This window comes from Actinomyces vulturis, from assembly GCF_001687305.1.
GTDB classification, from domain to species: domain Bacteria; phylum Actinomycetota; class Actinomycetes; order Actinomycetales; family Actinomycetaceae; genus Actinomyces; species Actinomyces vulturis.
Genome location: NZ_KV700385.1, coordinates 799,241 through 811,449, shown reverse-complemented (window position 1 = coordinate 811,449; position 12,209 = coordinate 799,241). Strand labels below are relative to the sequence as shown.

Annotated in this window: 9 protein-coding genes and 2 tRNA genes; 3 read left to right on the top strand and 8 right to left on the bottom strand. The window is 53.7% G+C overall.

Annotation, left to right across the window (positions count from 1 at the left end):
• Positions 1-418 precede the first annotated feature (418 nt).
• The 3 genes from A9753_RS03365 to A9753_RS03355 all read right to left on the bottom strand — a co-directional run bounded on the left by A9753_RS03365 (position 419) and on the right by A9753_RS03355 (position 2,974).
• Positions 419-491: transfer RNA gene (locus A9753_RS03365), tRNA-Ala, on the bottom strand.
• Between the two features lie 62 nt (positions 492-553).
• Complete coding sequence (locus A9753_RS03360; protein WP_141673278.1) at positions 554-1,366, bottom strand: hypothetical protein; 813 nt, start codon at positions 1,364-1,366, stop codon at positions 554-556.
• A 393-nt stretch (positions 1,367-1,759) separates the two neighbouring features.
• Positions 1,760-2,974 (bottom strand): molybdopterin molybdotransferase MoeA, encoded by a 1,215-nt coding sequence (locus A9753_RS03355; protein ID WP_067780118.1) that lies wholly within the window; start codon positions 2,972-2,974, stop codon positions 1,760-1,762.
• A 210-nt stretch (positions 2,975-3,184) separates the two neighbouring features.
• On the opposite strand from A9753_RS03355, the gene A9753_RS03350 reads away from it, so the two are divergent.
• The 3 genes from A9753_RS03350 to mscL all read left to right on the top strand — a co-directional run bounded on the left by A9753_RS03350 (position 3,185) and on the right by mscL (position 5,216).
• Positions 3,185-3,853: a 5-formyltetrahydrofolate cyclo-ligase gene (locus A9753_RS03350; protein ID WP_067780113.1), complete on the top strand. Its 669-nt coding sequence runs from the start codon at positions 3,185-3,187 to the stop codon at positions 3,851-3,853.
• A 354-nt stretch (positions 3,854-4,207) separates the two neighbouring features.
• Entirely contained in the window at positions 4,208-4,735 is a 528-nt protein-coding gene (locus A9753_RS03345) for an SAF domain-containing protein (protein WP_067780110.1), read from the top strand.
• A gap of 94 nt (positions 4,736-4,829) precedes the next feature.
• Positions 4,830-5,216 (top strand): large conductance mechanosensitive channel protein MscL, encoded by a 387-nt coding sequence (mscL, locus tag A9753_RS03340; protein ID WP_067780105.1) that lies wholly within the window; start codon positions 4,830-4,832, stop codon positions 5,214-5,216.
• Positions 5,217-5,415: 199 nt separating this feature from the next.
• Here mscL and A9753_RS03335 read toward each other — a convergent pair whose 3' ends face one another.
• From A9753_RS03335 to A9753_RS03315, 5 genes are all read right to left on the bottom strand, one after another.
• The gene (locus A9753_RS03335) at positions 5,416-5,685 is read right to left on the bottom strand and encodes a hypothetical protein (protein ID WP_067780102.1); all 270 of its coding nucleotides are present in this window, start codon (positions 5,683-5,685) and stop codon (positions 5,416-5,418) included.
• On the bottom strand, positions 5,686-10,119 hold the full coding sequence (locus tag A9753_RS03330) for a DUF4011 domain-containing protein (protein ID WP_245637336.1): 4,434 nt from the start codon (positions 10,117-10,119) through the stop codon (positions 5,686-5,688).
• A gap of 67 nt (positions 10,120-10,186) precedes the next feature.
• A tRNA-Arg gene (locus tag A9753_RS03325) sits at positions 10,187-10,259 on the bottom strand.
• A 40-nt stretch (positions 10,260-10,299) separates the two neighbouring features.
• Complete coding sequence (locus A9753_RS03320) at positions 10,300-11,235, bottom strand: universal stress protein (protein WP_067780099.1); 936 nt, start codon at positions 11,233-11,235, stop codon at positions 10,300-10,302.
• Between the two features lie 72 nt (positions 11,236-11,307).
• A complete protein-coding gene (locus A9753_RS03315) occupies positions 11,308-12,078 on the bottom strand; it encodes a C40 family peptidase (protein ID WP_067780096.1) in 771 nt (256 codons plus the stop codon).
• Positions 12,079-12,209: the final 131 nt, after the last annotated feature.

The following is a 12,209-nucleotide window of genomic DNA, read 5'->3' as shown; positions in this document are numbered from 1 at the left end:
AATAAACACACACAACAACAAGTCATGCATGCTCATGGCATAAATAAACTTGACACACTATCGAGTTCTCAAACAACATGCCCACCGACCGTTTCACAAGAGTTTCAACTCTTGCTTCCCCGCCGGAAGCAACTCGCTAATCTTATGTGGATTATTTTTTCTGAGTCAAATTGTCTGACTGTGAGCCTGACCGCTTTTCTCAAATTTCATTCATGAAATTTCTTGAATGTAATCCACTATTAACGATTGTTTCGCCCGCTTCAGAACTTTCATTCGTCCGCGGCAGCGAGGAATATATTAGTCAGAAGCACTCTGGGATCGTCAACTTGAAATCACGTGATGCCCCACACAGCGACGCGGCGCTACCGAAACATCAAGAATGGCGGCCCAGAATTCTCTGGACCGCCATTCTAAATCGTGGAGCTAAGGGGATTCGAACCCCTGACCTTCTCATTGCGAACGAGACGCGCTACCAACTGCGCCATAGCCCCAAAGGACTGCTTAAAAATTCTAAATCAGCCCGCGGCGTTGTTCAACTAAGCCTCGTTGTATCTCATGCCCCTGCTGCTCGGCGACGCTCAATCACCGCATCTAAGTCAATGGGATGGAACTCTTGATCAACGTCAGCCTCAAAAGCAGGACGCACAACAGTAGGACGCATCGGAACAGCAGCACTGTCATAAACAGGTTCATCCCACTGACGCACCTGCCTTTTTGGAGCTCGACCCGCCAGAGTGTAGGTAGGAGGAGGAACCTGAACAGGAACCCATGCCTGCGGTGGAGTACTCACTGAAGAAGTCCGGGTTAAGCACTCAACAACATCAGATACTTCATTAACAGCCAGAGTTTCCTCAAGGACAGATCCTAGAAGTTCATCGTCGTCAGTCTTTTCACGAGGTGCCTCATCGCAGAAAGGACCATCCACATCAATAGATGCGCCACTATGCCCGGCGAACTTACTGGATGCGAGAGAATCGCGACTTCCAGTCACCGTAGTAGAACGGGAAGACTGAGCAGATGCGACACCACGGCGTCTGCGAGTACGATCGAGTTCTGCACGTAGTCGGGCAATGCGCTGATTTTCGCGCTTCTCCATAGACTTACACACGCTAGTGGCACGGACATGAGCAGCGATAGCAAGAGCCGCGACCACAGTAGGAATCAAGGCGATTGCCCAACCAACCAGGCCAACACCTACGGAGATCCAAGCACCGGCGGCAATACCTGTAACCACCGCACAGACAAGCACACGCTTACGGCTTGCCTTACCACGAGCATCCTGGGCGGCAGCGTGACGTTGAAGAGCACGCTCAAGATCGTGAGCGGCGCGCGTTGCCGTCACTACTCTGGGGTTTGTCTTCTTCATACCCCTGACCTCCGGTTGCCGTGGAAAAACTTGACCTCGCTCGTGAGCTTCACAGGAATGCATCGAGCATGATGAACGATGGTGCGTATTGATAATGCGCAGGTGTTTAGAAAAACGGTCTTCGCTATGCGAACGAGCCATCATTTCTCGACGTGAGACCAGCAAAGGAAGCACGTACAACGTGAGAAGGGTGACTGGCGCTAGTAATAACCACATCTCGATTCCCACAGGTTCAAGATACGCAGTGTGAGTGAATCGCCAAGGAAAGCCAGACGGCGTGTTGGCGGGTAATACCAAAGTGTCAGAACACAGTTTTCACATGAGCCACACAGGCCACATTTCATGAGTGAGAATACTTCTCCACACCAGCCCTCAAAAAGGCACGGGAAGATATTAGGCGTCCAATAAAAGACAGTGCAGGCGATCTCCAGACACCACGGTCACCACATCTTCAGGAACTACAGCAATCGCATTAGCCTTGGCCAGAGCAGATACACGAGTCACCCCAGATTCACTGCACGGCTCTGCCCGATAGCCCTTAGTCGGAGAACCCGTGACGTGAACGGGAACAAACTCACGCTTACCTAACGGAGAATGCCACCCCTTAGTGACGGATGCAGGAATTGAAGGGCGGTGAAGGTCAGACCAGCCAGCAATCTGGCGCAGCACCGGACGAACAAACGTCTCGAAAGCAATCTGCGCAGCCACAGGGTCACCAGGCAAGCAGAACACCGGAGTTTCCTCATCAATGGTACCCACGCCCAATTGGCGACCAGGCCACATAGATACCGAATCAAAGCGTACGGTACCCAAAGGAGTAAGGACGTCCTTCACCGTGTCACCCTGACCAACGCTAAGGCCCCCGGTCGTGATAATGACATCAGCACGAACTAATTGATCCTCAAGCGTCTGTGTGAGCGCCTGATGCTCATCTGGAACTGCAGCCACACGGAAAGCTCGACCGCCAGCATCAGAAACAGCTGTCGCCAGTGCGTGGCCGTTAGCATCAAAAACACTGCCAGGTTCACGCTGACTACCCGGTTCAATAAGTTCGTCACCAATAGAGACAATAACGACACGCGGCGCTGGGTGGACTGAAACACGGTTCAATCCCACCGCAGCAATCAACGCAACCTGACGCGCACCCACACGGGAACCCTGTGCAAGAACAGTCTCGCCTTGTTTCACGTCATGACCACGAGGCCGCACTTCCTGCCCCACAGGAACTACTTCACTTATGCGTACTTTAGCCTGCCCACGGTCAGTATGCTGCCAGGGAACAACGGTATCCGCACCGATAGGCAGAGGTGCACCAGAATCAATCAGCACGGCAGATCCTGGAATGAGACTGGTGGTGCGCACGTCACCGGCACGAACGGCGTCAATCACATCAAGAATGACGGGACGATCAGGACAAGCCCCCTCCAGATCTGCGCCGCGCACGGCATAACCGTCAACATTGGCGCAATCCACAGAGGGCATATCAATGCTGGCCACCACGTCTTGAGCAAGTACACACCCCACGGCGTCAGGTAGGGCCACGTCGAGTGGCGGAGCAGCCTGAGCGATATCCAGACACGCAGCCAGGTGCTCGGCGACAGTCCTCATATTGGTCCTTCCCTGGGGGATAGATCGAGCAAAGCCCTCGGTGGCACTCTATCGACAGTTCACATACGGTGCACTTACCCACGCTGCAGGCACAACGTCGTTAAACACAATTCAGCCCCCTCCTTCTCCCCAGATCTGCCGAAAGTGAAGAGTACGGGGAGAGGTCCCCAACCAGCACATCTATGGCTATCAACCTGGCACACTAGAGGTATGACACGCCAATATCGATCTCTGCCAGATACGGGATGGCTTACACATGATGATGCAAAGGAACGTCTGCGCTCAGTCTTGCGTTCTCATCGCGCCCGTCAGCCGCACCCATCTCATGGCCACAATGAGCGGTGTCACCACTTCGCCGAACATGCGCTGTTAGCTATTGGCAGTGCAGACACAGTTGCATGTTACGTTTCTGTAGGCAATGAGCCATGCACACGCCTCCTTCTTGAACAACTTGAAGCCGAACAGCGGCGCGTTCTTCTTCCTGTGCTCGGCCCAGGACTATCTCGCTCATGGGGATACTTTCGTGGCATTGCAGACCTCAGTGAACGAGCTCCGGGCCGCCCACCGGAGCCTAGCGGCGAAGCCCTTGAAGCTGAGGCTATTGCTGAGGCAGGTACCATCATCGTTCCTGCACTTGCTGTGGACCGTCACGGTCATCGTCTTGGCCAGGGGGGCGGTTGGTATGACCGTGTTTTACCTCTACGCAACCCGAATGCCGAAGTGTTCGCCATGGTGTATGCCGATGAGTTAGTTAACCAGGACCTTCCTATTCAGCATCATGATCAGCCTATTGACGCAGTGGTTACGGAGCACGAGTTCTTCCTTATCGAAGGCTCCGTCTTTAGTTCTGCAGTGAAGCCAGCATCTTCTCTAACTTAACTTCCACGCCAAAAAGGAACGTAAGGCTCAGTGCCATATCTGATTCCCGACAAAACAAATTAGTTTTCCCCACAACTCGACATATTGACGGCGACTCCACAAGTCAACACATAATTAAAGGAGAACGGGATAGTTTTGCACAACAGTAAAGGCATGCCTCATCTGTCGTTTCTTCATCGGCCCCAGATCCGTGTCGCTACATCGGCTAAACGCACACTCCCCCTGCCACCCACCTCTCTCCAGCAAACACCCCCTCCTCGACATACTCGACGAAGAACAATTTACGGCTGGGTTTGGAAATGGCGAGCATTACTAGCAGGCATCTGTATCACTCTAGTTACCGCCGGAATACTCATGATGCTCGTGCCACATCGCGGCACACACGTATGGGTACTTCGCCATGATGTTGAAGCTGGGCAAACCCTGAGCCCTGACGATCTCACTCTCAAGCAAGTAGAACCAAACTCATTGCCAGCCTCGGGGCTGGCTGATGAATCCATCATTGGCCAACAAATTCGTATAGGTTTGCCACGTGGAACAGTATTGACGTCATCAATGACTTCCGCGAACCCCGCGGCAGACCTTCTCCCCGGCGAACGACTTATTTCCGTTCATGTCGATGGAGGTGCGCAATTAGCGCAGCCCGGACTTTTCGTTGATATTAGTGGACCACTCCCTGAAGAAAATGACGGGGATTATGGTCTTCTTACCCATCACGCGCGGATAGTTTCTGTTGATAAACCAGAGAGTGAAAAATCACTTCCATCAATAAGCAAGACTAACGTCACACTCATATCCCTTGCTGTTTCAGTTTCAGACGCTAGTCTTGTTTACAGAGCGGCCTCAATTGGCTCACTCAGCATTATGGTGAGTGCGTCCTGACACTCGATTTATTTCATCGAATGCCGCCTGCAAAATCCTCAACGGCGTGCCCAGGGATAAATCTGCCCTTGATACGCATCTCGAAAGGTTCACCATGCTTAAAGGTTTCAAGGAATTCATCTCTCAAGGTAACGTTATCGACCTTGCCATCGCATTCATCATGGGTGCTGCATTCAAACCGATCGTTGACAAGGTTACCGAAGTTCTCATGGCCATCATCGGCCAGCTCATCGGTTCCCCCAACTTTGATGATGTCGGCAAGTTCTCCCTTCTGTCCAACCCCACCGATGCCGCCGATTACATCTACCCCGGCACCATCGTGACAGCAGCCATTAACTTCCTTCTCGTTGCCGCCGCCGTCTACTTCTTCATGGTTGTCCCCATGAACAAGATGCGCGCACGCAAGGCTGTTGAAGAAGTTGCCGCCCCCACTGAGACCGAACTTCTCGGCGAGATCCGTGACCTGCTCGCTTCTAAGTGATCTCACGACTCTCACACATAGGCGTCATCTTTCTCAGGATTGAATTAGCCATCGTATAGCACGTGTGTGCCCCGTCTCTTTAATAGAGCGGGGCACACACATTTTTATGTCTAGCGTTATGCGTCATAACAGCAGTTCAAAGAATTGATCCGATAAGCGCCATCGCGACCAAACAGGCAAAATACATCCAAGAAGATATCTATGACCAGTGAGGAGGAACATCGGCAAGGAGTTGCCGTTCTCTGGACTGCTTGTCAGCAAGATCGCTCTTACGGTCCATGACATCGAAGTCATCGCCGCCACTAAACACATCTCCGCCCGGAACATCTGTTACTGGCCGCGACGAATCCACAGCATCAACGGGTGGCAGGCCCTGCTGCGCACGCCGCCGATCAACCGTACTGAGAGCAACAACGCGCCGGTGCTTCTTCTTAGGCATAACTTGTGGCGAAACAACTTCTTCAGGCATCTACTGCTCCGAAGTTTGAGCACTGCAGCGCCTGACCGCATGGTGAAGAACAGCGTCGATACCACTGCCGCGACGAGTCAGTGCCAATGCCTGGCGTAATTCATCGACCTGTTCTTCTTCGGTACGTTCAATACCGTCCGAGCGTATCCATGCAACAAGTTCATCGAGTTGATCATCACTATATGCCTGAAGCGGTAGCCCCTGAGCAATCGCAGGACGTTCAGCGCGCGCCCCCTGACCAACAGAGGCAACAGCCAGCCCACCAGGAACCACACTCAGTTGAGGACGCTCACCCTGAGATGTGGGAGCATCCGCGCTCTCATCCCAATGGGGTATCTGTGAGGCCTCAAGCGCAGAAGCAGCATCAGCATCGCGGCGGGCCTGGACAAGTTCCAAGACTTCATCACGAATAACACGCGCAGATTCATCCGGGTCAACGAAAACGGCCGCAGAGAATGCCATCACTACTCGCCAACCACGGTTAATCAGACGTTCAACCCAGTGACGGTCACGGATACGTAAAGACGGCTCGGCAACATACGCCTCATCATCAGTCAGGACGGCTACCATCAGTTCACCCGGATAATCGGGGTGACCAATGGCTAAAGGAATACGCACTCCCCCATCCACGCCGTAACGAGGAACAACGGTCAACCCCAAGCGCCACAGGCGTTCAGCCAAGTCCACCAAAAGACGGTCTGGTGCACGGTCCTCACTCATGTCACCGCCTATGCCACCATCTGCTCGGCGAAGCATTTCGCGGAGAAGTCGTGAGCCGGGGGTATGAAGACGATCAGGATCGATGTCATCAGCGTTCAAACAGGAGACTACATCAGTCACTCCGCGTGAAGCGCATAGAGTCTCAACCAATCCCACGAGCCCCTCAGGGGTAGAAACAGAACCAAAAGAGTGGATGGTACGGCCATGAGGAGTCTTGGCGTAACCCACGGCAACGATCACGTGATCACGACGGATAGCTCGAGCAGCAGTCAAATCAACAACCACGAACGGTTCGTGTCGACCGGCCGCAAAGAATGATTCAGTGGCAGGAGAATCTGTTAACGCGGTAGACACTGCGTGACGAATTTCTTCAGCATGACGTTCATTGAGGGCAATAACAGCCAAGGAGCGTTCCGGCGCGGTCAGAGCATGATCAATAACCAAATCGACCACTGCATCAACTTCAGCACGAACAGTTTCTACCGCCGTCATTCCCGGTGCCGGCATCCCACGGCCATCAACGAGGTGCAGCAAAAGCTTGTGCCCCCCGGGAGGGGAAGGAATAGCATCAACGATCCCTTCATATCCGTGGGCAGCAAGAAAACCTGCAATTTCACTATCAAGAGTATTGCGCGCCGTGGATAGAGTGACCGTAGGCATGAACTGGGCTACTTGAGCAGCAAGTGCCTCGGGGGAACGGCGTGGATCACCAATCACCACAACCTGCTCACCACGGACAAAAGCACTTGCCACTTGGCTAACCGGGACAGGCGCACTGGAGTCCACAATCACCACGTCAATCATGCTCTGGGGCGTGACCACATGAGGCACAAGCGTAGGCGGCACAATCCACATGGGGCGGGCCAACCAGGCAACAGGGTGACGGTGAATAATTCCTGCCAGGTCTCCGCTCATGTCTTGATGCAGAGCCAGATACAAAGAGCGCGCTTGCTCCTTGTCATTGTCCACAGCATTACGTACACGTTGTGCAAGGGCTACAGCGACGGGCCCCTGGAGGCTTCCCACATGTTGAGCATCAAGGTGACGAACAGAAGTAGCGAGAGTGGTCAGGGCTTGTGCATCTAAGCCCCCCATATCGGGATCATGAGTCAACGCGTGAGCAAGCACTGACGACCACCATGAGAAAGTCAGTTCAACATCAAAGTGATCCACATCAATATGCTGGGAACGAAGATCGTTGAGGAACTCCACCATGCCAAGAGTGGTGATCTCCTCCATGACTTGCCTGCGCTCAGGAATGAGATGGGCAGAGTCCTCATCTCGTTCGAGAATTTCCATCAGGCACATCAAGTCACGCAGAGGCATTTGGGTAAGATCCTCTTTACCCGCGCCTGTTCCAATGGTGGCATTGAGTTCCGTGCATTCGTCGATAGCTATACCAACAACGCGGGCCATTTCATCGACGTCGATGGTGGCAGGAACGTGGGGCCATGATCCTTCACCTGCAAGAGCAATCCACTGTTGGCGCAGCATCTGCACAGTAACAAGTTCTTGATGGAGGTTATCAATGGCGCGACCAGGACGCACGTAATCACGGGCCTGTTTAACAAAACGCCGCCGCGTGGAGGAAGTCATGTCAACGCTGTGATCGAGGCGCCATTGTTTGGTAGCGGTTGCGATAATCATGTCCGCTGCGGAACGTTCGAATACATCCGGGATGAAGATGTCGAGTGCTTGGCGTACACCAATAAGGACGCCAATGATTTCTCCCCAACGTTCCAAACTTTCCGGGTGATCGATCCCCATGACGTCAACAGCAAACTCAATGTGTTCGTTCACTCGGGGCAAAGTCTGATGGCTGAGGCGATGAACAGTTGCCAGAACGTCAGTTGCCTGGTCGACATCGTCAAGAGCCGCCCCAACCCATGCACTAGCATCAACTTGCTCATCGCATAGTCCCAGACTGTGGGCCCGGTGAAGCAAAGTACGTGCGTGAGCAAGAGTGGTGGAGTCCAAACGATCCAGGCGCGAATCATCCAGTCGTGCTGTGGTGCGGACCTTTTCGCTACCTGAGGTCAGATCAGCCAGGTGCTGGAGGGCCTCGTAAGCACTCACCCCCCATGGCTCGCGGTTACGGTGGAGGGCATCAATGTAACGGGCAAGTTTGTCACGAACGGAAACGAGTTGCTCGCGTTCGTGCATAATGGCTTGCTCATCGAGTTCGGGAACTTGCGCCCCCAAGGAAGTGCCGATGCCATCTACGAGAGTCTGACGCCAGGTAGCGTCATCAGTAAGGTCGATAACAAACTCGCTCAGTCCGGCCTCAGACAGTTGCTGAGCAACTGCGTGGGAATCAGCACTGGCCGCACTGACATACATCACGCTTCGTCCCGACGCCGCGGCGTCTGCTGCGATGGCAGCAACAGTTCCAGCGATGTCACTACCGGGAGGGGTATCAATAAGGATGCTGGCTCCACTCCCCACAGCGTCAATCGCGTTAAGTTGGCTGGAATCTAAGTCACCAACTCCACGCTCTGCTTCAGGGGCTCGATCATTAAAGACCGGAGTCGGAAGGTTAACGTTCAGAGCACGCTGGGCTTGGAGATCTCCGGCGAGAGCAGCAACGATGGCCGACTGGCGTATTCGCTCTTCGGTAGCATCGAGATCCTCAACCAAGGCATTTCCGGGGTGGATGAAAGCACCCACGACAAGACGCTCGTGGAGTTCAAATCCGGGAATATAAGTTTGTCCAAGCGCACTGATGGCTGTAAGTGCCACACGAGGCGTAAATGCGTCGCTTGTCAGACAATTGCGGGCGATGGCGGTGATGTCTTCCGTACAACCGTAAGACTGTAATGCCCTGGTGAGAACGGGGTTCACGTCGATGGAACGTTCAAGCGTAAGGGCTGAGTCCACCGTTGAAGCGCTTAGACGCACGGGGCGAAGAAGAACAGGAGCAGTGACCATGCGCGTGCGCCCATTATGGTTTTCACTCCAGGAGGCCACGCCGAGGGCAAGATGGAGAGGTGCGATCCCGAACTGACGGGAAAGTGCTGAAGTTTGCTGCACCAGATCGCGAACCTGTGCACGAACGCGCGCCAGTGCTGATTGCTCACGGACTAAACTGGAGATGTGCGTGGTTCGTCCTGCATACAACTGTGCAAGACCGGAAGGGTGTGCAGCGGTAAAGTCCACGACGCTTGCGGGCATGGTGATGTCTGCACTGTCATGGGTATTTGCCATGGCTCGTAGTTCACTGCGCCATTGATCAAGAAGTACATCCATTGGGGGACGCTGTTCTTCTGACTCCGTGACGGGAGTATCTTCTAGAGCGCCGCCGCGTAGAGATGAATGAGTTTTTTCTGCATCGTCGACATCCTGAGGATGCTCGAGAGAACTTTTATCATCACGTTCAGATTCACTGGCTTCTTCGAGTTCACTTCCGCAAGATTCAGAATGATTGTCACCTCCCACGCTCGCGACACGATGCTCACGACCACTGTCATGGCTGTCGTCGCCTAAAGTTTCGTCCATTTCCTCAGCAAAGATGTCATTGTCATCATCACGTTGCGACGTATTGGCCTCAGTAATGTCATCAGCCATGACCATCTCAGAGGGGCTTTGGGGGGCTTTATCAGCACCTAAGTTGAAGTCATCAAGGGGCGAGGTGGTGTTCTCTTCGTCGTGTGCGGGCAGAGTTTCGCCCGATTCGGCGGAACTACGGGATCGACCACGAAAGAAGAAAGGCGTCATTACTCCACCATATCGACCATGTCGAAGTGAGCGGTGCAGGCACGCGAGTAAGCATGCACTGAATTCGTGCCCCCGATTGGATTCGAACCAACGACACCCGCTTTAGGAGAGCGGTGCTCTATCCCCTGAGCTACGAGGGCTTGGGGTGCCTAGCCTATCAGCGTTGGCACCGAGCAGATGTTATCGCCTTCCCCAAGGCTGTGTCATTCGACCACGAGGCTCCTCTTCGCGGCACCGTGAAGGAACCACCATAACCGGGCATGAAGCATGGGCAAGAACCGCTTGGGACGTAGAGCCTAGAAGTAGACCAGAGAATCCACCGCGGCCACGAGACCCCACAATGACTAGATCAACAGCAGTGGAGAATTCCACCATGAGTTCAGCCGCGTTTCCATCCAATGCGTGATAAGCCACTTTTCCATCATCTTCAGGTTTAATGGCTTCATTCACTGCACGTTCAAGTCCCGCACGAACATCTGAAATCACAATGTCACGGTCCACAGCAGCAGGAAGCCATGCCAATGCGCCGGCTCCACTGGCAAAGGGAACAGCTGCAACTGCGGTCAGTTCCGCGTCCCACAGACGACGCTCTCCAAGAGCCCAGTTCAGTGCATTACGTGCGGAATCCGAGCCGTCAACGCCCACAACAATACGTTCGACAGGAGTAAAAGCGGTTCCTCCTGTGTGGCGAGGAACTACCACAGTGGGACAGTGAGCGTGAGCAGGAACGGCAAGGGAAACCGTTCCAAGAAGGCGACCAGCGAATCCACCGCCACCACGAGTTCCAACAACAAGAAGATCAACATGGGCAGACAGATCAACGAGAACCCCTGCTGGGTCTCCTGCTTCAAGGGAGGAGGTAACCTCAATACCACGACCTTCGGCGCGTTTCATGGCCGTGTCAAGAACGGCTTGGGCTCCTTGACGTATCGCCGCATCATCAACTGCGGCATATCCACCGTCTAATGCGGCTGCGGTGAAACTCGGCAATGAGTATGCACAAACGAGATGGACACGTGCTCCGGTGCGTTGGGCGCGTGCAAGAGCCCATTCAACTGCACCGAATGACTCATCTGAGCCGTCAACACCAACGAGGATTACAACATCGGATGCCATGATGTTCTCCATTTCTGCACGACAGTGTGCGGGTACACACCCTATTCTGCCCTACTTGGAGAACCGCCGTGGTCAACTCACCCGAATGAAAGAGGGTGAATCAAAAATCTCACGGTAGACGACCCCAGTGGATTCGGTTCCGGCATCAATCATCATGCCACCCCCCATGTAGATACCAACGTGATACCCCCAGTAGACAATGTCACCAGGCTGTGCTTCGGACATGGAAACCGTGACACCAGATGCACCTTGTCCGTAAGTGGTACGGGGAAGGGAGATACCTGCCTGACCATAAACGTACTGAACAAATCCAGAGCAGTCGAAACCTGCAGGAGTAGTACCTCCCCAAACATAGGGGGTACCCAGATACTGAGAAGCAATAGCAGCGATACCACCTGCTGCTGGCGCAGGCGCCACATAGGAATGAGCAACCTGTGTTTCAGCCGGAGTATTAACACCCTGCTCATTATCAGAAGACTCTGACGCACTTACCTGCTGACCTGCATCATCCTGAACTTGCTGCTCAAGTTCGGGAGCGGAAGCAATAACCTCATCAAGTGAGGCTTGCCAAGTAATGTCCTGAGGAACAGTAAGTGCAGTGTTCACGGTCACTGCTTCACGAGCTCCTGCGGTAAGGACTGCGAGATTGTTTTCCTTGAGAGAACCCGCGGAGTCGCCAATCTGGGTAGGGACTGCCGCACCCGCAACTGATGCAACAACGCCAACAGCCACAGAGGAAGCTGCGGCAGCGAATGCATACTGGCGAACGTTGCCGCCATGAGCAGACAGAACGGTCACAGGACGGGCAGCCTTACGGTGTTTGGCGGTATTAGCCATTGCCATGGGGAGTCTCCTGAGCAGGTGCATTGATGAACGAAAAACAAAACTGAAACGAGCCTACATGGCCATCACGTAATTGTCACAAAAAGATGACAACGTGATCACTATGCAGGCTCGTCAATACGATTCATGCG

Excerpts from the sequence above, each read along its gene's own strand:
- A9753_RS03360 (WP_141673278.1), bottom strand. The coding sequence starts at position 1,366 with ATGAAGAAGACAAACCCCAGAGTAGTGACGGCAACGCGCGCCGCTCAC.
- A9753_RS03355 (WP_067780118.1), bottom strand. The coding sequence starts at position 2,974 with ATGAGGACTGTCGCCGAGCACCTGGCTGCGTGTCTGGATATCGCTCAG.
- A9753_RS03350 (WP_067780113.1), top strand. The coding sequence starts at position 3,185 with ATGACACGCCAATATCGATCTCTGCCAGATACGGGATGGCTTACACAT.
- A9753_RS03335 (WP_067780102.1), bottom strand. The coding sequence starts at position 5,685 with ATGCCTGAAGAAGTTGTTTCGCCACAAGTTATGCCTAAGAAGAAGCAC.
- mscL (WP_067780105.1), top strand. The coding sequence starts at position 4,830 with ATGCTTAAAGGTTTCAAGGAATTCATCTCTCAAGGTAACGTTATCGAC.
- A9753_RS03330 (WP_245637336.1), bottom strand. The coding sequence starts at position 10,119 with ATGACGCCTTTCTTCTTTCGTGGTCGATCCCGTAGTTCCGCCGAATCG.
- A9753_RS03320 (WP_067780099.1), bottom strand. The coding sequence starts at position 11,235 with ATGGCATCCGATGTTGTAATCCTCGTTGGTGTTGACGGCTCAGATGAG.
- A9753_RS03345 (WP_067780110.1), top strand. The coding sequence starts at position 4,208 with ATGATGCTCGTGCCACATCGCGGCACACACGTATGGGTACTTCGCCAT.
- A9753_RS03315 (WP_067780096.1), bottom strand. The coding sequence starts at position 12,078 with ATGGCAATGGCTAATACCGCCAAACACCGTAAGGCTGCCCGTCCTGTG.